Raw genomic sequence first — 21,008 nt, forward strand, 5'->3', positions numbered from 1 at the left:
TTACCGCCGGGTAATAAACCAGCGGCCGCGAGCCTCAGCTCCCGACGGTCAGCCCGACCTTCTGGAATTCCTTGAGGTCGCAGTAGCCGGCCTTGGCCATCGATCGGCGCAGGCCACCGACGAGGTTGAGGGAACCGAATGGGTCGTCGGACGGGCCGTTGAGCACCCGCTCCAAGGGCGGCCGCTCGCCGAGGGCGATCTGCAGCAACGCCCCGCGCGGAAGCGACGGGTGCGCCGCCGCGGCCGGCCAGAACCAGCCCTCGCCCAGCGCCTCGGCGCATTCGGCCAGCGGCGTGCCGAGCATCACCGCGTCGGCGCCGCAGGCGATCGCCTTGGCCAGCTCGCCGGAGGTGTGGATGTCGCCGTCGGCCAGCACGTGCACGTACCGGCCGCCGGTCTCGTCGAGGTATTCCCGCCGCGCCGCGGCGGCGTCGGCGATGGCGGTGGCCATCGGCACGCTGATGCCCAGCACCTCGTCGCTGGTGGTCACGCCCCGGGTGGAGCCGTATCCGACGATGACGCCCGCGGCGCCGGTGCGCATCAGGTGCAGCGCGGTCCGGTGGTCCAGCACGCCGCCCGCCACCACCGGGACGTCGAGCTCGGAGATGAAGGTCTTCAGGTTCAGCGGCTCGCCGTCGCTGGCCACGCGTTCCGCCGACACGATCGTGCCCTGGATGACCAGCAGGTCGATGCCGGCCTGCAACAGCACCGGGGTAAGCGCCTGGGCGTTCTGCGGGCTGACCCGCACCGCGGTGGTCACCCCGGCCTCCCGGATGCGCGCGACCGCCGACCCCAGCAGGTCCGGGTCCAGCGGCGCCGCGTGCAGCTCCTGCAGCAGCCGGATCGACGCCGACGGCTCGGGCTCCTTGCTGGCGGCCTCGACCAGCTGCGCGATCTTGGCCTCGACGTCGGCGTGCCGGCCTATCAGCCCCTCGCCGTTGAGCACGCCCAGCCCGCCCAGGCGGCCGAGCTCGATGGCGAACTCCGGGGAGACCAGGGCATCGGTCGGATGGGCGATCACCGGGATCTCGAAGCGGTAGGCGTCCAGTTGCCACGCGGTGGACACGTCCTGCGACGAGCGGGTGCGCCGCGACGGCACGATGCTGACTTCGCTCAGCTCATAGGTGCGACGGGCGTTGCGGCCCATGCCGATTTCGACCATGCCGCCCTCAGCGCGCAAAGTAGTTGGGCGCTTCGACGGTCATGGCGACGTCGTGCGGATGGCTTTCCCGCAGCCCGGCCGAGGTGATGCGGACGAACTGCGCCTGCTGCAGCGCCTCGATGGTGGGCGATCCGGTGTAGCCCATCGCGGCGCGCAGGCCGCCGGTGAGCTGGTGGATCACCGAGGACAGCGGCCCGCGGAACGGCACCCGGCCCTCGATGCCCTCGGGCACCAGCTTGTCCTCGGAGAGCGCGTCGTCGGCGAAGTAGCGGTCCTTGGAGTAGGACTTCCCCCCGCCCCTGCCCTGCATGGCGCCCAGCGAGCCCATGCCGCGGTAGCTCTTGAACTGCTTGCCGTTGACGAAGATCAGCTCGCCGGGGGCCTCGGCGGTGCCGGCCAGCAACGAGCCCAGCATGGCCGTCGACGCGCCGGCGGCCAGCGCCTTGGCGATGTCGCCGGAGTACTGCAGCCCGCCGTCGGCGATCACCGGCACGCCCGCCGGCCCGCACGCCGCGACCGCCTCTAGGATCGCCGTGATTTGTGGCGCGCCGACCCCGGCGACCACCCGGGTGGTGCAGATCGAGCCCGGTCCCACGCCGACCTTGACCGCGTCGGCGCCGGCGTGCACCAGCGCCAGGGCCGCCGACCGGGTCGCCACGTTGCCGCCGATCACCTCTACCTTCTCGCCGACCTCGGCCTTGAGCTTGCCGACCATGTCGAGCACCAGGCGGTTGTGCGCGTGCGCGGTGTCCACGATCAGCACGTCGGCCCCGGCGTCGACCAGCATCATCGCGCGCACCCAGGCGTCGCCGCCGACGCCGACGGCGGCGCCCACCAGCAGCCGGCCGTCGCTGTCCTTGGTGGCCAGCGGGTGTTGTTCGGTCTTGACGAAGTCCTTGACGGTGATCAGCCCGGTGAGCCGGCCGTGGCCGTCGACCACGGGCAGCTTCTCGATCTTGTTGCGGCGCAACAGCCCTAGCGCGGCGTCGGCGCTCACCCCCTCCTGGGCGGTGATCAGCGGCGCCTTGGTCATCACCTCGGCTACCTTGCGGGTCTGGTCGACCTCGAAGCGCATGTCGCGGTTGGTGATGATCCCGACCAGCGACCCGGAGTCGTCGACCACCGGCAGGCCCGAGATGCGGAAGCGGGCGCACAGCGCGTCGACCTGCGCCAGGGTGTTGTCCGGCCGGCAGGTGACCGGGTCGGTGACCATGCCGGCCTCCGAGCGCTTCACCATCTCGACCTGTCCGGCCTGTTCGGCGACGGGCAGGTTGCGGTGCAGGACGCCCATGCCGCCCGCCCGGGCCATCGCGATCGCCATCCGCGACTCGGTGACGGTGTCCATCGCCGAGCTGACCAGCGGCACTTTGAGCCTGATCTTCTTGGTGAGCTGGCTGGACGTGTCGGCGGTGGCGGGAACCACGTCGGAAGCGGCGGGAAGCAGCAGGACGTCGTCGAAGGTGAGGCCGAGCATCGCGACCTTGTGCGGGTTGTCGCCGCCGGTCGGCACCGGCTCGTCGACCAGTCCCCCGATCCGGGGGTCGCGCACGTAGGGGCTACCGACCAGGTCGGAGCTGTCTTCCAGGTGGGACATGCCACGGGTCATCGGTGGGGCCCTCCATACGATGCGGCGTGAGACCACCATCCTATCGGCACGCTCCCCCGGCGACCCGGGGCGCGCCGCGGACCCGAAACGCAGAAACGACGTGGGGCTTCCCTGCTGGCGTTATCCCGGCCGGGCTGCGTAGGCTAGTGTGCGTGCGCGATCACCTCCCACCGGGTTTGCCGCCCGATCCTTTCGCCGACGACCCCTGCGATCCGTCGGCGGCGCTGGAAGCCGTAGAGCCGGGCCAACCCCTGGACGCCCAGGAGCGGATGGCGGTCGAGGCGGATCTCGCCGACCTGGCGGTATACGAAGCCCTGTTGGCGCACAAGGGCATTCGCGGGCTCGTGGTGTGTTGCGACGAATGTCAGCAGGATCACTACCACGACTGGGACATGTTGCGGGCGAACCTGCTGCAGCTGCTGATCGACGGCACCGTCCGCCCGCACGAGCCGGCCTACGACCCGGAGCCGGATGCCTACGTCACGTGGGATTACTGCCGGGGGTACGCCGACGCCTCGCTCAACGAGGCCACCTCGGACGCCGACGGGTACCGGCGCTAAACACTGCTAGGGCGTGTTCGACGCCGACGGGCCGGGTGTCTGCTCGTGATGCCGGTGCTTGCTCCACGACTGGCTCGGCGACGGCGTGACCGATGAACTCGGGGCCGCCCCGGACGCCGTCGGCGCCGCAGTGGTGGGAGTCGACCACGCCGACGGGGTGTTCGCCGGGGCCGGCAGCGTCGCGTTCGGGTTGCGCGACTGGACGCGGACATTCAACAGATTCAGCTGATTCGTCAGCTCCTGTTTGCTGGCCGGGTCCTCGATCGACTGGACCAGGCTGCTCACCTCGGTCAGCTGATTCCGGGCCTGGTCCCACTCACCCCGGTCGATCGACTCCTGCACCTTGGCCAGGTCGGCCCGGGCCGACAGCAAGGCCTGATGCTTCTCGTTGACCCGCGGCTGGTCGAAGAACATCGCGTGCAGCCCGTAGAGCGTGGTGCCCGGACGGGCCTCGACCACCATGGCCCCGAATCCGCTCAGCACCAACAACGCCGCGGCCACCGATCCGATCGTCGCCATCCCGCGACGGCTGCGGCGGCGGTCGGCCAATCCGGTGCGCAGGGCCGTGACGGCCTCTTCGGCCGACACCAGCGCGCTGGCCGGCGGCCAGCGCAGGTTGTCGCGCCAGTCCTCCAGCAGGGTGGCCACCGCGTCCATGTCGGGGTCGCCGACGTGCACCGGCCGCCGCTCGGCGAGCGCGTCGAGAAGCAGGTCGGTGCGGGCGAATTCGTCCAGGGAGTCAGGCACAGTCACCTGCCGCGATCATTTCGGACTTGAGCCGCGACAGCGCCCGGTGCTGGGCCACCCGGACCGCTCCCGTGGTGCTGCCGACGGCGGACGCGGTCTCCTCGGCGGACATGCCGACGACGACGCGCAAAATCAGGATCTCGCGCTGCTTGGCGGGCAGGATCTCGAGCAGCTCGCTCATCCGGCTGACCGAATCCGCTTCGATGGCCCGCTGTTCGGGGCCGGCGTCGGAGGACCAGCGCTCGGGAAGCACCTCGGTGGGGTAGGACAGATCACGGCCGGCGGCGCGATGAGCGTCCGCGACCTTGTGCGCCGCGATGCCGTACAGGAAGGCCAGAAAGGGACGCCCCCGGTCCCGATACCGCGGCAACGCCGTGATAGTCGCCAAGCACACCTCCTGTGCGACGTCATCCGCTGACAGGCCACCCCGCTCGACTGTCCCGACCCGCGCCCGGCAATACCGCACGACAATCGGACGGATGGTCTCCAGCACCTCCCGTAGTGCGTTGGTGTCCCCCGCCACGGCCTTGGCAACCACAGCGTCGAGACGATCCCCTTGAATTGTCATCGACGGCGGTATCTCCAACGTTACGAACCGGACACATCGCGAGCTAACCGGGCTAACTAACGCAATGACAATAACGGGCGCGAGGCCATTTCAAGCGGAACGCCACGTCGCACCGGCGAGCCGCACTTGGCCTGCGCAGACATCGCGAATTTCCCGCAGCCGTTGTGCCGAAAACGTGACGCCTCCGAGATCGATCAGCAAGCACGCCAGCGCCCACCGCAGCGGGACGAGGCCGAGCCCGCCGGTGGCGTCCAGCGCCTCCTCCGCCACCGCCCGGGCGCGCTCGGCGGCCCCGGCGCTGCACAGGGCGGCCGCCAGCACCACCCGGCTTTTGACGGCGTGCCGCGCCGACGGGGCGGCCATGGCTCCGGCCAGGTCCACCGCTTCGTTCGCATGGCGGACGGCGATTTCGCCATCACCCCGAGCCATCGCCAACTCGGCGGCCACCCAGCCGCGGCGCACCGGCAGGCGGTCGGGCACCGCACCGGCGGCCAGCTCCGAGTCCGCGCGGGCCAACAGCGTCGCTGCGGCCGCGAAGCGGCCGACACCCAACGCGTCGGCCGCGAGCCCGATCAGGGCGTCGGCGCGCGCCTGGGCGTCCTCCCCGGCCAGCGCGAGCGCGCGCCCGTCCCAGCCGCGCGCCAAGGTGTGCCAACCGAGTTGGCGCAGGAACGATCCCTGCGTGCTGTGGGACAGCGAGACCAGCCGCCCGGCGGGCGCGCTGCGCCGCAGCTCCGCCAAATCGCGGTAGGCGCTGCCGTAGCGGCCCTGCCCGCCCGCCGCCACGGCGCGCAGCCACAGGTCCTCCGGCGTGACCGCCGTCGGAAGCGGCCAGGTGCCTGGCCGGTCACCGAAGGCGGCGGCGGCCAACCGCCCGCCAATCACGGAAGTGTGACGAGTTTCAATCACCACGATGGTAGTAAACACTTTGTGCAGTTCGCGTTACCGAACTGTTAATCACAATGGATTCTGTACTAACCGCGGTCGCCCCTCCGTCGGCCCATGAGCTGGGAAATCTCGTTTCGGTCAAGTGCCTGGTAGCACGGTGCATGTTTCACCATTGGGTGGCAGATGAACACGACGTTAATTCTTTTATAACCATTACATACTTTGTCGGGCTAAGTGGCTATTGACGCAAATTCACCGTCCGCCCTAACGTACGCATGACGGGTAGTCATCGGTGACGCCGCTTCATTTCAGTTGCACTATCGCTTCGCGATCCTGACCTTACTGGGCGTGCCGTGCAGAGAGGGAAACACCAATGCCACAGCCGGAGCAGCTACCTGGACCCAACGCCGACATCTGGAACTGGCAACTGCAGGGCTTGTGCCGCGGCGTCGACTCGTCGATGTTCTTCCATCCCGACGGTGAGCGCGGCCGGGCCCGCATGCAGCGCGAGCAGCGCGCGAAGGAAATGTGCCGGCAGTGCCCGGTCATTCAGGAGTGCCGCTCGCACGCCCTGGAAGTTGGTGAGCCCTACGGGGTTTGGGGCGGCCTCTCGGAATCCGAGCGCGACCTGCTGCTGAAGGGCGACATCGGTCGCGCCCGCGGCATCCGCCGCTCGGCCTAGGCGCCGATCCAGCCGCCCCGGTGGGGCGGCACGCCTCCCGCACGACGTCGTTGAACGATTCGCCGTCGCGATCCGTGTAACCGTCATGGACTAGGCCGCCGACCGGCCGAGTTCGCATCGAAGCGGCGCGAAACGGCGTCGCACCGATACAGAATTCGGGCGTTCCGTCGTGCAGGGGAGCCCGCGTCGGTTCGCTCACGCGCACAGGAGGTGCCGTGAAGCAACAACCACACGCAGGAGTGACCGCCCTGGGACGCCAGGAATGGCTGGATCGGCCGAGCTATCGGCTCGAGCACGGTCTGACATTCCTCTTCGCGGCCATGGGCCGGCACCGGGACCGGATCAGCAACGCGCTGCACGGCACCTGGCTGGGCCATCCGCTGCACCCGGCGCTGACGTCCGTGCCGACGGGGGCCGTGACGACGACGGTCGCGATGGACGCGGCCTCGCTGCTGCCCGGAAACGCCGGCCGGTGGCGGGACGCGTCGAAGTTCGCGCTCGGGGTCGGGCTCGCCGGCAGCGTCGGCGCCGCCGCGACCGGCCTGACCGACTGGCAGCACACCCACGAGGAGTCCCGACGGGTCGGCCTCATCCATGGCGTGGTGAACGGCGTCGCGACCGCGTTGTACGCGCTGTCGTGGTGGGACCGCGGCCACGGCCGCCGGCGACGCGGGGTGGCGAGCAGCGCGCTGGGCTATGGCCTGACCCTGGGCGGCGGCTATCTGGGCGGCGCCTTGGTGTTCGGATCGGGCACCGGGGTGGATCGTTCCGGCAGCCGGCTGAGCGAGAACCGGTGGACGCCGGTGCTGCCGGCTTCGGCCCTGGACGGCCGGCCCCGGCGGGTCGAGCTGAACGGCGTGGGCGTGGTGCTGTACCGGGACGACGAACGAGTGCTGGCCGTCGGCGCGCACTGCCCCCACCTGGGTGCGCCGATGGACGACGGCTGGATCGATCGCGATCGAATCGTCTGCCCCTGGCACGGCTCGCGCTTCGCCTGCGAGTCGGGGGAAGTGCTGCGGGGACCGGCGACGGCGTCGCTCCCCCACTACCCGGCGCGCATACGCGCCGGGTTGGTCGAGGTGCGGGGAGCCGCGAGATGAACGCCTACGACGTGCTTTTCGAGCACCACAAGGTCTTGCGCGGGTTCTGCGAGAAGATCACCGCGCTGCCCCCGGACAGCGACGAGCGCCAAGACGCCCTCGACGGCTTGCTGATCGAGCTCGACATCCACATGCGGATCGAGGACGACCTGTTCTATCCGGCGGTGTCGCAGGCGAGCACGCTGGTCGCCATCGCCCACGCCGAGCACCGGCAAGTCTGGGATCAGCTGGCCGTGCTGCTTCGAACACCGGCGTCGGCGCCGCAGTACGAGGACGAGTGGCATTCCTTCGTCACCGTCCTGGACGCGCACGCCAGCGAAGAGGAGCGTGACTTGTGTCCCGCCCCAATAGATTTGAGCGCCGAGATGCTCGACGCGCTGGGCGAGCGGATGCTCGAGCGGATGGATCGATTACGCCGGTCCACCATCAACACGCTGCGCGTCCGCGGCCGCGCGGCCATGCTGAGTTTGCTGTAATCGTTTCGATCGCCGCCAATCGGGGTACGACCGGCCCATGAAGAACAAGGGCGTATCCTTCAAGACCGCGGTGCTAGCCGCGGCCATTGCACCGTTGGCCGCATGCGCAAACCAACAGGGTGGCCAGGCCACCACGTCGCCGTCCTCCAGCGCGCCGCCCGGCAGCGAGCGGATGACCACGCAATTGAAGAGCGCCGACGGAAACCAGGTCGGCACCGCCACCATCGATTTCGCGAACGGCTACGCCACGGTGACCGTGGAAGCCGGCCCGAACCAGGTCCTGAGCCCCGGATTCCACGCGCTGATGATCCACTCGGTGGGCAAATGCGAGGGGGACTTCCAGTCCTCGGGGTCCGTCTACCAGGCGCCGAATCACACGGGCTTTCCGGCCAGCGGTGACCTGACCGCACTGCAGGTGCGCAACGACGGCTCGGCGAAGCTCGTCACCACCACCAGCCTGATCACCTCATCGGACCTGAGGAGCAGCTCGGGCACCGCGCTCGTCGTCCACCAGAACGCGGACAACTTGAGCGGCACCTCCACCGGCGATTCGGGCAAGATTGTGGCCTGCGGCGTCATCGCCGCCGCGTCGGCGACGACGACGTCGTCCACCTCGACGACCACCAGCGTCACGACGATCACCACCACGACCGAAGTGCCGCCGCCGTCGACGAGCACCAGCACCGTCACCGTCACCCCGAGCTACACGTCGTCGACCCTGCCGACCACGACGGTGACGACGCCGCCCAGCCTTCCGCCCGGAACCCGCTGATCCGGCGGAGCGACCCGGCGTGCTTGACGTGCAGACAATGCTCTTCACGCTCGGGTTGGTGCTGTTCCTGATCGGTCTGCTCACCGGGTTAGCGGTGCCGGCGCTGAAGAACTCGCGCATGGCCCTGTCGAGCCACCTGGAGGGTGTCTTCAACGGCATGTTCCTCGTGCTGCTCGGGTTGCTGTGGCCACACGTCCACCTGCCGACCGCCTGGGGCGTCGCGGCCGTCGTGCTGATCGTGTACGCCGCCTACGCGAACTGGCTGGCCACCCTGCTCGCGGCGGCATGGGGCGCGGGCCGCAGGCTGGCCCCGATCGCGGCGGCCGACCACGAGGCCTCGGCGCCGAAGGAGTGGATCGTCAGCTTCCTGCTGGTCTCACTCGCGCTGGCGATCGTCGTGGGCGTGGGCATCGTCATCGTCGGGATCTGATTTCGCGCCGGACGACGAGCGCTCGTGCTTAGGTCGGGTTGTGAAATCCCTCGCTGCCTTCTTTCGCGACACGGTCGCGGCCCGGATTGGGGTTGCGGTCGCGCTCGGCGTCGCCGTCGCGTTCGGGGTGGGTAACACCATCGGCTGGCGATTCGCGCTCGCCGGCTGGATCGTCACCGCGGGTGTCTACGTGCTGTGGACGAGGCTCATCCTGGGCGGAATGGACGCCGAGCAAACCTGCAGATACGTGACGAAGGAGGACCCCACCCGCTGGGTGGCCGACGCCGTCATCGTGTCGGCCAGCGTCGCGAGCCTGGGCGGGGTCGGTTACGTGGTGGCCGCGGCGTCGCACTCGGGCCCTGGAACCGTAACGGCCGCCGTCGTCGGCATCCTGACCGTCGCGGCATCCTGGTTCGCCGTGCACACGTTGTTCACCGTGCACTACGCGCGGCTCTATTACTCGGACGACCCCGGTGGCATCAACTTCCACGACCCGGAGCGCCCTTGTTTTCGGGACTTCGCCTATGTCGCGTTCACCGTCGGCATGACCTTTCAGGTGTCGGACACCGAGATCGGGCTGTCGTCCATCAGGGCGACGGTGTTGCGCCACGCGTTGCTGTCCTACCTCCTCGGCGCGGTCGTCTTGGCGGTCACCGTCAACCTGATCGCGGGATTGGGCTCGAAGCTATAACGCACGAAAACCGGTCACCTGTGCGCGAATTCGGCGAGCTTGGCATCGAGCGCCGCGGCGTCCGGGCTCGCGTAAACCTTCGGCTCGCGCTTGTTGACCCACACCATGAACGGGCAGCCGGTCACCGGACCATTCACCGAGCCCAGTTGTTCGATGCGCTTGCCGGTCCTCGCCTCGCGCAGTTCGACGTCGTACTGCACGGCGTAATAGTCGACGGTTACCCGCTCGCCCGAGTCGGTCTTGAGGTCACACGTGCGAGACTTCACCTCGCTCCCAGGCTTACGGGTCAGGCACGCAACCACATTGGTCGACTGGAAGTCCGCGGGATTCACCCGGTAGTCGGCGCGCGAGTCGAGTGTCACCTCGTTCCAGTGGGTGTTTGACAACTGGTTCATCGGGTTTGGCTCGTCGTTCGGAGCGAACGCCACAATCTTGTACGGCTTCCCGTAGGCCGCGGCGTTGCTGATGGACCCGCGCTCGCACACCACGTCAAAGCTTATGACCGAGGTGGCTTTCTGGACTCCGCCGCGCCCGTCGAGGCCGTCGCGGGCGATGTCGCGCACCACGTAGAAACCGACCAAGGCCACCGGCACCATGACGACGATCGCTGCGACCACGAGCACGACCACCAGCGCGACGTTGGTCTTGCGCGGCGGAGGAGCCGGCGGCGGGTACGGCGGAGGCCATTGCTGGGGGTGCTGCGGTGGTTGCGGCGGCCACTGCTGCGGATAGCTCACGCTCGCGCCCCCCACGTCATGGTGCGGCCAGCTTAGCAATACGCGCGGTTCGGAGCAGCCTCTGAATTTCACCAGAAACGACGTGAGAAGGCGTGCAGCAGTATTACGGTGCAATTTGGGCCTTGCGGCCAGCCGCAACGAATTTGATTCTGGTGGTGAACACATTGTCATCGAGGACGCAGACTCTGAGCAAAGCGATCAAACTCCTTGTGGCACCGGGGGTTACGTTGTGGGCAGTCCTCAATGCCCCGGCGGCCGGGGCCGGACCGGGCGGCAACATTCCCGGCCCCGGGGTGTGCGACTATCCCGGTGTCGGCGGAAGTACTTTCGAGGCGGGGGCCACGACGTACTATTGCGATTTTCCCATCGAGGAGAACAGCACCCACTGGCATTGCGAATACGGCGGCTGGAACATGGGTGGTCCAGGTGGTAACTCCATCATCGGCGGAACTTTCATGGGTTTTGGGTTGACCATCCCGGCAGGCGATTTCGGGGGCGCTTCCGGTGGTTGTTCATGGCGCTGGCCGGATAACACGATCGGCCCACCACCGAACCCACCGGGCGCGTGGCGGAACTACTTGGTGCCCAAGCCGCCACCGCCCGAACATCGGGCACAACCGACCCCACCGGCCGGGCCGGAGTCCGGGCCGGCGCCGGTGATTACTCCCGATGCCGGCCAGGAGCCCGAGACACCGGCCTACACCAACCCGGCGTTTCCGAATCCCGGCAGGACCCAGAATCCGCCATTTTAGGCTTGGTCGCGGCCGATGTGCCTGGAGTCCGGGCTAAGGGCACATGAAGCTGATCGGCGGGCAAGTCCTCCTGGTGATCGCCTCGATCGGCGGGTTGTCGCCATCCCAGATCGAGGTCGGCCGGCCCTGGCTGGTGACGTTGCCCATCCCGTAATTGGTCGGATACCAGGTGTGGCAGACGCTCCAGTCCCAGTCGATGTATTGGTTGACGATGTAGGGCATCTGCTTCGGGTCGCCGGGGCACCAGCGGTGCGGTTCCATCGTGTCCGCGTGGGCGACGCCCATACCCCACCCGGTCAGCGCGGTACCCCCCGCCAGCACGGCGGCGGCGGCGAGTCTCTTGGTCAACTGGGCAAACAGCATGATGGCGGTCCTTCCTGGTCTGTTCGTCACAACCAGTGCACAACCCCCGCGTCGCTACCGATCCCAACAGACCGCATCCGAAGAATCAACACCCCCGCGCTCGCGCGGCCCGCGGGTAACGCAGCGACCTACCCCGGGGCGGAAGCAACGAGCAAATGGTGTGGGACCGCCACGTCGGCGAGGCGACGCTGCTCTACATCCTCGAGGCCCGCTCTCCTCAAGGAGGCGACGACATCCGCGACCGGGCGAAGGGTGAACCCGTACGCGGTGAAAGGCAAGCGGGCCATCGCGTCGGGATCGCCGATCCCCAACACGGCCCGGCCACCGGGTCGCAGAACGCGGGCGAGTTCGGCGCAGGCCGCGTCGAGGTCGGTGATGAAGTAGACCGTGTTGACCGTGATCGCCGCGTCCAGCGACCCTTCGTCGATCGGCAACGCGGTCAGCGACCCATTTTCCAGTGTCAGTGTGCCGGCCGCGATCTGGGCGGCGAAGCGCGCCCGGGCACGCGCGAGCATGTCCTCGGCGACCTCGACGCCGTGGACCCTCCCCTGCGGACCGACTCGCCGCAGGAGCAGTTCAAGCCCGAGTCCGCCACCAAAACCGATGTCGGCCACCGCATTTCCGGCTGTGACCTCCGTCGCCTCGACGGCGCCGGCCACCGCCTGGCGATTGCCGCAATTGAGCAGTAGCGCCACTCCGCGACCGACAACACCATGCGGACGGCCGAGCTGCCCGGCAACCGCTGTCAGCACCGCCCGACGCAATCCCGCCACCGTATACCTCAGATCGAATCATCGGAGCGGCTGTCTTCCCGATCATGCCACCGTTCAACCGCCGAACGTGTACCGGCTGCGACATCCCGGCGGGTTTTTCGCACTGGTTGCACGCTCGCGATCGAGACGAAAACACCCCCGGCCCAACGGACCGGGGGTGTTTCGCGCTACTCGCTAGTGATGGTGGTGATGACCGTGCCCGTGGTCGTCCTCTTCGGCGGGCTTGTCGACGACGGCCGTCTCGGTGGTCAGCACCATCCGCGCCACCGAGGCCGCGTTGAGCACCGCGGAGCGGGTCACCTTGACCGGGTCGATCACGCCGTCGGCGAGCAAGTCACCATAGGTGAGCTTGTCCGCGTTCAGGCCGTGCCCGGCCGGCAACTCGCTGACCTTGCTCACCGCGACCGCGCCGTCCAGTCCGGCGTTGGTGGCGATCCAGTACAGCGGTGCCGCGAGCGCCTCGGCGAACACCTCGACGCCAGCCGCCTGATCGCCGGACAGCGACCCGCGCAGCTCCTGCAGCGCCGCGCGCGCCTGGATCAGCGCCGTGCCGCCACCCGAAACGATGCCCTCTTCGACGGCGGCCTTGGCCGCCGCGACGGCATCCTCGACGCTTTCCTTGCGTTCCTTGAGCGCAGTCTCGGTGGCGGCGCCCACCTTGATCACCGCCACGCCGCCGGCCAGCTTGGCCAGCCGCTCCTGCAGCTTCTCGCGGTCCCAGTCGGAATCGCTCTTCTCGATCTCGGCGCGCAGCTGCTTGATCCGGTCGGCGACCGCGTCCTTCGAGCCGCCGCCGTCGACGATGATGGTGTCGTCCTTGCTGACCACCACGCGACGGGCCGAGCCCAGCACCTCGGCGCCGACCTCGCGCAGCAGCAGGCCGGCGTCGGGGTTGATCACCTGGCCGCCGGTGACCACCGCCAGGTCCTCAAGGAACGCCTTGCGCCGGTCGCCGAAGAACGGCGCCTTCACGGCGACCGCCTTGAGCGTCTTGCGAAGCGAGTTGACCACGAGGGTCGCCAGGGCCTCGCCCTCGATGTCCTCGGCGATGATCAGCAGAGGCTTACCCGACTCGGCCACCTTCTCCAGCATCGGCAGCAGGTCGGGCAGCGAGCTGATCTTCTCCTGGTGCAGCAGGATCACCGGGTCGTCCAGCACGGCTTCCTGCGAATCGAAATCGGTGACGAAATACGCCGACAGGAAACCCTTGTCGAAGCCGACGCCCTCGGTGAACTCCAGCTCGGTGCTCAGCGTCGAGGATTCCTCGACGCTGACGACGCCGTCGGCGCCGACCTTGGTCATCGCCTCGCCGACCAAGGCGCCCAGCTGCTGATCGCGCGACGACACCGTCGCCACCTGAGCGATCCCGTCCTTGCCGGACACCGGGGTGGCCGCCGCCAGCAGCGCCTCGGACGCCGCGTCGGCCGCCTTGGAAATTCCGAGGCCGAGCTCGATCGGGTTGGCACCGGCCGCAACCAGGCGCAGACCGCCCTTGACCAACGCCTGCGCCAGCACCGTCGCGGTGGTGGTGCCGTCGCCGGCCACGTCGTTGGTCTTGGTGGCCACCGACTTCACCAGCTGCGCGCCCAGGTTTTCGAACGGGTCTTCCAGCTCGATCTCACGCGCGACGGTGACGCCGTCGTTGGTGACCGTCGGCCCGCCAAATGCCTTGGCCAGCACCACATGCCGGCCGCGGGGGCCCAGCGTCACCCGGACCGCGTCGGCGAGCGCGTTGACGCCGGCCTCGATGGCGCGGCGCGCGGTCTCGTCGTACTCAATAACCTTGCTCATCAGGCTCCTTGTTTGATACCCGCTAACGCATGCCGCCCCGGAAATCACCCGCGCATGCGCGGGGATCGCCGGGGCGGAACACGGTGCTTACTTCGATACGACGGCCAGCACGTCGCGCGCCGACAGGATCAGGTACTCCTCGCCGTTGTACTTGATCTCGGTGCCGCCGTACTTGCTGTAGATCACGGTGTCGCCTTCCGAGACGTCCAGCGGGATCCGCTTCTCGCCGTCCTCGTCCCAGCGGCCGGGACCGACGGCGACGACGGTGCCTTCCTGCGGCTTCTCCTTGGCGGTGTCAGGAATGACCAGACCGGACGCGGTCGTGGTCTCGGCCTCGTTGGCCTGCACGAGAATCTTGTCCTCGAGTGGCTTGATGTTCACCTTCGCCACGATTGGAGCCCTCCACTAGTTAGATCGGGTCCGGGGTGGGTCCCCCGGAATTATCAAGGGATTCGGCAGTCGTCCGTGCCCAAGGGCCGTCGTCGCGGGTGCCGGCACAGGGTTTGGCCGATTGCCACCTAGCACTCTATACACGAGAGTGCTAGCACTCAAGGGCGGCCCGGTGCGTATCGGGTTTTCGCTACCAGCGATCAGCTGACCTGGGCTTTTACCACCGGGAGGCCCGGGTCGGTGGGCGCGTCCAGCGGCGAGGGGGGCGCCCCGGCGGCCACCAGGTGCGCGGCGAAGGAGGCGATCATCGCCCCGTTGTCGGTGCAGAGCCGCGGCCGGGGGATCCGCAGCGTCAGCCCCGCCGCCGCGCAGCGCTGCTCGGCCAGCTCCCGCAGCCGCGAATTGGCGGCCACTCCCCCGGCGATCAGCAGCGTCGAGACGCCAAGCCCGGTCGCCGCCCGCACCGCCTTCATGGTCAGCACGTCGGCGACGGCTTCCTGGAACCCGGCGGCGACGTCGGCGTTGACCGCGTCCGGGTGACTCTCCAGATAGCGCGCCACGGCGGTCTTGAGCCCGGAGAAGCTGAAGGCGTACGGGTCGTCGGCGGGGCCCGTCATGCCGCGCGGGAAGGTGATGGCCTCGCGATCGCCGGTGCGGGCCAGGTCGTCGAGTACCTTGCCGCCGGGGTAGCCCAGCCCCAGCAGCCGCGCGACCTTGTCGTAGGCCTCGCCGGCGGCGTCGTCGACGGTGCTGCCCAGCTCGACGATCGGTTCGCCGAGGGAGCGCACGTGCAACAGGTGCGTGTGCCCGCCGGACACCAGCAGCGCCACGCATTCGGGGAGCGGGCCGTGCTCGTAGACGTCGGCGGCCAGGTGCCCGCCCAGGTGGTTCACGGCGTAGAACGGCACCCCCCACGCGGCCGAATACGCCTTGGCGGCAGCGACTCCCACCAGCAGGGCACCGGCCAGTCCGGGCCCGATCGTGGCGGCGACGATGTCGGGCTTGGCCACGCCGGCCGTCGCGAGCGCCCGGCGCATGGTGGGCCCGAGCGCCTCCAGGTGCGCCCGCGACGCGATCTCGGGGACCACGCCGCCGAAGCGGACGTGTTCGTCGACGCTGGACGCGACCTCGTCGGCCAGCAGCGTCACGCGGCCGTCATCGTCGAGCCGGGCGATGCCGACTCCCGTTTCGTCGCAAGAGCTTTCGATGGCCAAGATGATCATTGGGCACCCCGCCGCATCGTGTAGGCGTCGGCGCCGCTCGCTTTGTAGTAGCGCCGGCGCAGGCCGATCTGTTCGAAGCCGACGCTGCGGTACAGGCCGATCGCCGTCTCGTTGTCGGTGCGCACCTCGAGGAAGACGACGCCCCCGCCGGCGAAGGCCAGCAGCTCGTCGAGCAGCCTGCGCCCGATGCCGCGGCCCTGATAGTCGGGGTCGACGCCGATGGTGTGCACCTCGTATTCGAACGGCGGCGTGCGGCCCAGCCGCGAGATTCCGGCATAGCCGACGAGCGTGCTACCCACCCGTGCGCCGACGTAATGGTTGTGCCGGCTGGCCAATTCGCGGTTGAAGGCCGCCGCGGGCCACGGGTCGTCACCGTCGAACAGCTGACGTTCCAGCTCGGCGCAGCGCGCCGCGTCGGCGGGCGTCAAGGCGCCGAGCGTCACGGGCTCGCTGGGCGCGGTCATCGTGGGGCCGCCATCGGTTTGGCGTCCGGGCGGCGAAGATACAAGGCCACCAACGGCAATGGGCGCTGCGACCAGTCGGGCACCGCGGCCACCAGGCCGCCCGGCGTCGGGTGGGTGGGCCCGGTCACCGGCAGGCCGAACAGCGCGGCGTGCTCCGGCGACCCGGCGACGGCGCGCGCGGGGCCGGGGTCCACGTCGGCCGGGGCGTTGACGCCCGGACCCGCCATCCGCAAGCCGTCGCGGTAGCGGGCCCAATAGACCTCGCGGCGGCGGGCGTCGGTGACCACCAGCACGTCGCCCGTGGTGCGCACCCCGATCGCGTCCAGGCTGCACACCCCGCGCACCGGGATGCCCAACGCGTGCCCGTAGGCGGCGGCCGTGGCCATCCCGGCCCGCAGGCCGGTGAACGGCCCGGGTCCGCAGCCGACCACGACGGCGTCCAGGTCGGTCATGGACAAGCCCGCATCCTCAAGGGCGGCAAGCACATTCGGGGTCAGGCGTTCGGCGTGCGCCCGGGCGTCGACGGTGACGCGTTCGGCCAGCACCGTCAGGTCGGCGCGGCGCACGATCCCCGCGGTGACGGCCGGGGTGGAGGTGTCCAGGGCCAGAATGCGATTCACGACCGGCTCCACTGCCACGACGCGATCCGCACGTCGGATCCGCTGAGGCGCTCCAGGCGAACGTCGAGGTGCCGCTCGGCGAGGCGCTCGACGAGACCCTCACCCCACTCGACCACCACGACCGCGTCGTCGAGCTCGGTGTCGAGGTCCAGCGAGTCGAGCTCACCCAGCAGGTCGGCGCCGTCGGTATCCAACAGCCGGTACATGTCGACGTGAATCATCGCCGGTGCGCCCGGCCGCCGCGGCGGGTGGACCCGCGCCAGCACATAGGAGGGCGAGGTGACCGGGCCGTCGACGTCCATCGCCGCGGCAATCCCCTTGGCCAGCACCGTTTTTCCCGCTCCCAGCGGACCGGTGAGCACCACGACGTCGCCCGCACACAGCTGCGCGCCGAGCCGCGACCCGAACGCGATGGTGTCCTCGACGCGTTCGAGGGTGGCCGTGCCGCCCGACTCAGCCACGACGGCGCAGCCTCTCGCGCAGCCACCGGGCCGCCAGCGCGGTGCGGCCCGGGGTGGCCCGCTTGACCAGCCGGACCAGCCCGTGATTGATCGCCTCGGGCTTGTCCAGCAGCGCGAGGTGGCTGGCCCCGCGAACGATGACCAGCTCGGACTGCGGCAGTGATGCCGCCATCTTGCGGGAGTATTCGTCCGGTGTCAGCAGGTCGTGGTCACCGCAGGCGATCAGGGTGGGGATGCGCAGCAGGGTCCACAGCCCGGCGGTCTCGTCGTGGGCCTCCAGGGCGTCCAGGAACTCGACCATGGTCGGGATCGGGGTGCCGTTCATCATCCGCTGCGAAAAGGCGTCCAGGCTCCGGCTCACGTGCAGGTCGCTGTAGGAGGCGGCCCGCAGGATCGGGCCGATCAGCGACCGCGACACGTTGCGGCCGCGGTGCATCAGCTTCGGCGCGGACCGCGCGGTGAACCGAAACGCTTCCAGCGCAGGGTTTTTCAAGATTTCGCCCAGCGGTGAGCGGGCGACGCCCTCGGCCGCCGAGCTGATCAGCGCGGCCCCCACGATCCGCCGCCCGTACTGGTCGGGGAATTGGCGCGCGTGCGACAGCACCGTCATGCCGCCCATCGAGTGGCCCACCAGCACCACCAACCCGCGCGGTGCGACCACCTGCAGCACGCTTTCCAGGTCTTTTCCGAGCTGGGTCAGCGTGTAGCTCTCGGGCGGGGCCTCGTCGGATTTGCCGTGCCCGCGCTGGTCGTAGAACACCATCCGGACGCCGGGGCCAAGGTGGTGGGGCAGCCGCGTCCGCTGAAAGTGGAAGGCGCCCATCCGAAGACAGAAGCCGTGGACGAAGACCATGGTCAACGGGGCGTCCGCCGGGCCGGCCTCGCGGATGGCGAGCGACACGCCGTCGGGGGTGGTGACCACCGAGCGGCGGTCGTCGTCGATCCGGTCGAAATCCTCGTCGGCGTACGGGTCTTCGGCGCCGTGGGTGCGCTGGATCATCGAACGGCGGGCGGAGGCTCCGACGATGGTGGCGAGGGCAGTCACCCCCGCCCCTCCCGCAAGCCATGCCCCCTTCTGGCGCCTGCGGGCTCTCTCACGGCTCAATGGTTCGCGCCTCGCGGTAGGTCCGGGTGATGCGCCCGCGCGGGCTGGTCACCACTTCGTAATGGATGGTGCCAAGCAGGTCGGCCCAGTCCTGCGCGGTGGGTTCCCCGCGGTTGCCCGGGCCGAACAGGATGGCCTCGTCGCCCTCGGCCACGTCGGGCCGGCCGGGGCCGAGGTCGACGACGAACTGGTCCATGCAGATTCGCCCCACCCCGGGCCGTCGCTTGCCGTTGATCAACACCTCCAGCCGCCCCCCCAACGAGCGGAAGATGCCGTCCGCGTAGCCCACCGGCAACAGCGCCAGATTCGTGTCACGCTCCGCGGTCCAGGTGTGCCCGTACGAGACGCTCTCACCGGCGCTGATCGACTTCACAAGCGCCACAGGGCATTTCACCGTCATCGCCGGGACCAGCCCCATGTCGCCGAGCTCGGGGACGGGGCTCAGGCCGTACACGGCGACGCCGGGCCGCACCAGGTCGAAGGCCAGATCGGGACGCGACATGGTGGCCGACGAGTTGGCCAGGTGGGCGACCTCGAACCGCACCCCCTGCTCGCCCGCCTGCGCCAGCATGTCGCTGAAGCGTTGGGCCTGAAGGTCATTGACGGGGTTGGCCGGTTGGTCGGCGAACACCATGTGGGACATCAGCCCGCGCAGCCGGATGGCCTCCTCGGCGACCGCCCGGCGCAGGGCGGTCAGCATCGACGGGTACCGCGCGGGGTGCACGCCGTTGCGGTTCAGCCCGGTGTCGACCTTGAGGGTCACGGTCCCGGTGCGGCCCGTGCGGCGCGCGGCGTCCAGCAGCTCGCCCAGCTGGCGCTCGGACGACACCGCGATCTCCACGTCGGAAAGCAGCGCGGGCCCGAAGTCGATGCCGGGCGGGTGCAGCCAGGCCAGCACCGGCGCGGTGATGCCGTCGGCGCGCAGCGCCAGCGCCTCGGCGACGGTGGCGACGCCCAGCTCGACCGCCCCGCCGGCGAGCGCCGCGCGGGCGGACTGGCTGGCGCCGTGGCCATACCCGTCGGCCTTGACGACCGCCATCACCTGCGCGCGCCCCGCGTGCTCGCACAACACCCGCGTGTTGTGCTCAATGGCGCCCAGGTCCACCAGGGCCTCGGCGAGGACGCCCGGGGTCAGGGATATCGGGGTAACGGCCACGGCGGCCATTGTCCCAGAAGTGCCGAACCGCCCGTCGAGCGTCGACTTGTTGGCGAACATCCGGCCTGGTCAGCCCAACAAGTCGACGTTGGGCGCGCAACCTAGTGCGCGAAGTGCTGCGCGTCGTAGTGCCCGCCCGGCTTGACCTTGTCCAGCGACGCGAGCGCCGAGGTGGCGTCGTCGTGCAGCGCCCGGGCCAGGTCGGCGGACAGTCCCTCGCGCACCACGATGCGCAGCACCGAGACGTTCGTGGCGTTGTCGGGCATCGTGTAGGCGGGCACCTGCCAGCCGTAGGTGCGCAGCTCGTGGGAGACGTCGAACTCGGTGTAGCCGCGGTCCTTGGCCAGCCGGAAGGCGACCACGGGGATCGCAGAGCCGTCCGAGATCAGGTCGCAGTGATCGCTGACCCGCAGTTGCTCGCCCAGCCAGCGGGCCGTCCCGGACAGCGCCTGCATCACCTTGGTGTAGCCGTCGCGGCCCAGCCGCAGGAAGTTGTAGTACTGGCCGACCACCTGGTTGCCCGGGCGGGAGAAGTTCAGCGTGAACGTCGGCATGTCGCCGCCGAGGTAGTTGACCCGGAACACCAGCTCCTCGGGCAGGTGCTCCTTGCTGCGCCACACCACGAACCCGACGCCGGGGTAGGTCAGCCCGTACTTGTGCCCGCTGACGTTGATGGACACCACCCGGGGCAGCCGGAAGTCCCACTTGAGCTCCGGGTGCAGGAACGGCACCACGAACCCCCCGCTGGCGGCGTCCACGTGCACGGGCACGTCCACGCCGCCGTCGGCCGCCAGCTTGTCCAGCGCGCCGCAGATCTCGGCGACGGGTTCCAGCTCGCCGGTGTAGGTGGTGCCCAGGATGGCCACCACGCCGATGGTGTCCTCGGCGCCGGCGTCGACGACCTGCTCGGGGGTGATGACGTAGCGCCCCTCCTCCATCGGCAGGTAGCGCGGCTCGACGTCGAAGTAGCGGCAGAACTTCTCCCAGACCACCTGGACGTTGGATCCCATCACCAGGTTGGGGGTGCGGCCCTTCCATTCCTTGCCGGCCCTCTGCCGCCACCGCCACTTCATGGCCAGCCCGCCCAGCATGACCGCCTCGCTGGAGCCGATCGTGGACACCCCGCAGGCGCTGTAGGGGTCGGCGTCGTTCAGGCCGTCGGCGTGGAACAGGTCGGCCACCATGCACACGCAGCGCTGCTCGATGGCCGCGGTCGCCGGGTACTCGTCCTTGTCGATCATGTTCTTGTCGAACGTCTCCGCCATCAGCCGCCCGGCCTCGGGGTCCATCCAGGTGGTCACGAAGGTGGCCAGGTTCAGCCGCGAACTGCCGTCGAGCATCAACTCGTCGTGGATGAAGCGGTAGGCGGCCTCCGGGTCCATCGATTCGTCGGGCATCCGCAGCGCGGGCACCGGCGCGGTGAACAGCCGGCCGGTGTAGGCGGGGGCGATGGCGTGCGCGGGCAATGAAGGATGTTGGGGCACTTGGGAT

General features: G+C 69.4%; 25 protein-coding genes. 8 read left to right on the forward strand and 17 right to left on the reverse strand.

All coding sequences use genetic code 11. The annotated features are described in order from the left end of the window. Positions 1-34: 34 nt before the first annotated feature. Entirely contained in the window at positions 35-1,162 is a 1,128-nt protein-coding gene (locus A5680_RS14705) for a GuaB3 family IMP dehydrogenase-related protein (protein WP_055401353.1), read from the reverse strand. Positions 1,163-1,169: 7 nt separating this feature from the next. Beyond that, positions 1,170-2,768, reverse strand: a complete 1,599-nt coding sequence (guaB, locus tag A5680_RS14710; protein WP_055401355.1) for an IMP dehydrogenase — start codon at positions 2,766-2,768, stop codon at positions 1,170-1,172. Between the two features lie 152 nt (positions 2,769-2,920). Between guaB and A5680_RS14715 the strand changes: the two genes are divergently transcribed. Next, positions 2,921-3,328 carry a DUF5319 domain-containing protein gene (locus A5680_RS14715; protein WP_046186907.1) on the forward strand — a complete coding sequence of 136 codons (408 nt, stop codon included), beginning with the start codon at positions 2,921-2,923 and terminating at the stop codon, positions 3,326-3,328. Between the two features lie 6 nt (positions 3,329-3,334). Here A5680_RS14715 and A5680_RS14720 read toward each other — a convergent pair whose 3' ends face one another. From A5680_RS14720 to A5680_RS14730, 3 genes are all read right to left on the reverse strand, one after another. Next, positions 3,335-4,081, reverse strand: a complete 747-nt coding sequence (locus tag A5680_RS14720) for an anti-sigma-D factor RsdA (RefSeq protein ID WP_197281159.1) — start codon at positions 4,079-4,081, stop codon at positions 3,335-3,337. Continuing rightward, positions 4,068-4,643, reverse strand: a complete 576-nt coding sequence (locus tag A5680_RS14725) for a sigma-70 family RNA polymerase sigma factor (RefSeq protein WP_055401359.1) — start codon at positions 4,641-4,643, stop codon at positions 4,068-4,070. The genes A5680_RS14720 and A5680_RS14725 overlap by 14 nt, the downstream gene beginning before the upstream one ends. Positions 4,644-4,733: 90 nt before the next feature. Continuing rightward, a complete protein-coding gene (locus A5680_RS14730; protein WP_156675119.1) occupies positions 4,734-5,552 on the reverse strand; it encodes a hypothetical protein in 819 nt (272 codons plus the stop codon). A gap of 352 nt (positions 5,553-5,904) precedes the next feature. Here A5680_RS14730 and A5680_RS14735 point away from each other — a divergent pair, with 352 nt between their 5' ends. The 6 genes from A5680_RS14735 to A5680_RS14760 all read left to right on the forward strand — a co-directional run bounded on the left by A5680_RS14735 (position 5,905) and on the right by A5680_RS14760 (position 9,682). Next, a complete protein-coding gene (locus A5680_RS14735; RefSeq protein ID WP_055401363.1) occupies positions 5,905-6,213 on the forward strand; it encodes a WhiB family transcriptional regulator in 309 nt (102 codons plus the stop codon). Between the two features lie 215 nt (positions 6,214-6,428). Then, entirely contained in the window at positions 6,429-7,313 is an 885-nt protein-coding gene (locus A5680_RS14740) for a Rieske 2Fe-2S domain-containing protein (protein WP_067820471.1), read from the forward strand. Continuing rightward, positions 7,310-7,789 carry a hemerythrin domain-containing protein gene (locus A5680_RS14745; RefSeq protein WP_055401367.1) on the forward strand — a complete coding sequence of 160 codons (480 nt, stop codon included), beginning with the start codon at positions 7,310-7,312 and terminating at the stop codon, positions 7,787-7,789. Before A5680_RS14740 ends, A5680_RS14745 begins: the two co-directional genes overlap by 4 nt. 37 nt (positions 7,790-7,826) lie before the next feature. Continuing rightward, positions 7,827-8,561 (forward strand): superoxide dismutase family protein, encoded by a 735-nt coding sequence (locus A5680_RS14750; RefSeq protein WP_055401369.1) that lies wholly within the window; start codon positions 7,827-7,829, stop codon positions 8,559-8,561. A 28-nt stretch (positions 8,562-8,589) separates the two neighbouring features. Beyond that, complete coding sequence (locus A5680_RS14755) at positions 8,590-8,991, forward strand: hypothetical protein (RefSeq protein WP_055401371.1); 402 nt, start codon at positions 8,590-8,592, stop codon at positions 8,989-8,991. A 40-nt stretch (positions 8,992-9,031) separates the two neighbouring features. Next, entirely contained in the window at positions 9,032-9,682 is a 651-nt protein-coding gene (locus A5680_RS14760; protein ID WP_055401374.1) for a DUF1345 domain-containing protein, read from the forward strand. Between the two features lie 14 nt (positions 9,683-9,696). On the opposite strand, the gene A5680_RS14765 is transcribed toward A5680_RS14760, so the two are convergent. Beyond that, entirely contained in the window at positions 9,697-10,557 is an 861-nt protein-coding gene (locus tag A5680_RS14765) for a hypothetical protein (protein ID WP_231977632.1), read from the reverse strand. A gap of 17 nt (positions 10,558-10,574) precedes the next feature. Between A5680_RS14765 and A5680_RS25765 the strand changes: the two genes are divergently transcribed. Then, on the forward strand, positions 10,575-11,171 hold the full coding sequence (locus A5680_RS25765) for a hypothetical protein (protein WP_156675118.1): 597 nt from the start codon (positions 10,575-10,577) through the stop codon (positions 11,169-11,171). Positions 11,172-11,204: 33 nt separating this feature from the next. Here A5680_RS25765 and A5680_RS14770 read toward each other — a convergent pair whose 3' ends face one another. The 11 genes from A5680_RS14770 to A5680_RS14820 all read right to left on the reverse strand — a co-directional run bounded on the left by A5680_RS14770 (position 11,205) and on the right by A5680_RS14820 (position 21,001). Then, the gene (locus A5680_RS14770; protein ID WP_055401376.1) at positions 11,205-11,534 is read right to left on the reverse strand and encodes a hypothetical protein; all 330 of its coding nucleotides are present in this window, start codon (positions 11,532-11,534) and stop codon (positions 11,205-11,207) included. Between the two features lie 128 nt (positions 11,535-11,662). Then, a complete protein-coding gene (locus A5680_RS14775; protein ID WP_231633737.1) occupies positions 11,663-12,286 on the reverse strand; it encodes a methyltransferase domain-containing protein in 624 nt (207 codons plus the stop codon). A 195-nt stretch (positions 12,287-12,481) separates the two neighbouring features. Beyond that, positions 12,482-14,098, reverse strand: coding sequence for a chaperonin GroEL (groL, locus tag A5680_RS14780; protein WP_055405728.1), 1,617 nt, complete (start codon positions 14,096-14,098; stop codon positions 12,482-12,484). A gap of 87 nt (positions 14,099-14,185) precedes the next feature. Further along, positions 14,186-14,488: a co-chaperone GroES gene (groES, locus tag A5680_RS14785; protein WP_007167930.1), complete on the reverse strand. Its 303-nt coding sequence runs from the start codon at positions 14,486-14,488 to the stop codon at positions 14,186-14,188. A gap of 200 nt (positions 14,489-14,688) precedes the next feature. Next, positions 14,689-15,711, reverse strand: a complete 1,023-nt coding sequence (tsaD, locus tag A5680_RS14790) for a tRNA (adenosine(37)-N6)-threonylcarbamoyltransferase complex transferase subunit TsaD (RefSeq protein WP_055404794.1) — start codon at positions 15,709-15,711, stop codon at positions 14,689-14,691. After that, on the reverse strand, positions 15,708-16,175 hold the full coding sequence (rimI, locus tag A5680_RS14795) for a ribosomal protein S18-alanine N-acetyltransferase (RefSeq protein WP_055404793.1): 468 nt from the start codon (positions 16,173-16,175) through the stop codon (positions 15,708-15,710). The genes tsaD and rimI overlap by 4 nt, the downstream gene beginning before the upstream one ends. Beyond that, positions 16,172-16,795, reverse strand: a complete 624-nt coding sequence (tsaB, locus tag A5680_RS14800; protein WP_067820502.1) for a tRNA (adenosine(37)-N6)-threonylcarbamoyltransferase complex dimerization subunit type 1 TsaB — start codon at positions 16,793-16,795, stop codon at positions 16,172-16,174. Before tsaB ends, rimI begins: the two co-directional genes overlap by 4 nt. Next, on the reverse strand, positions 16,792-17,256 hold the full coding sequence (tsaE, locus tag A5680_RS14805; protein ID WP_067820474.1) for a tRNA (adenosine(37)-N6)-threonylcarbamoyltransferase complex ATPase subunit type 1 TsaE: 465 nt from the start codon (positions 17,254-17,256) through the stop codon (positions 16,792-16,794). The genes tsaB and tsaE overlap by 4 nt, the downstream gene beginning before the upstream one ends. Then, entirely contained in the window at positions 17,249-18,301 is a 1,053-nt protein-coding gene (locus tag A5680_RS14810) for an alpha/beta fold hydrolase (RefSeq protein ID WP_197281303.1), read from the reverse strand. The genes tsaE and A5680_RS14810 overlap by 8 nt, the downstream gene beginning before the upstream one ends. A 49-nt stretch (positions 18,302-18,350) precedes the next feature. Next, positions 18,351-19,517, reverse strand: a complete 1,167-nt coding sequence (gene alr / locus A5680_RS14815) for an alanine racemase (protein ID WP_197281302.1) — start codon at positions 19,515-19,517, stop codon at positions 18,351-18,353. Between the two features lie 101 nt (positions 19,518-19,618). Then, positions 19,619-21,001, reverse strand: coding sequence for a glutamate decarboxylase (locus A5680_RS14820; protein ID WP_067820477.1), 1,383 nt, complete (start codon positions 20,999-21,001; stop codon positions 19,619-19,621). Between the last annotated feature and the right edge of the window lie 7 nt (positions 21,002-21,008).

Source organism: Mycobacterium sp. E2989, assembly GCF_001667595.1.
Taxonomy (GTDB): Bacteria; Actinomycetota; Actinomycetes; order Mycobacteriales; family Mycobacteriaceae; genus Mycobacterium.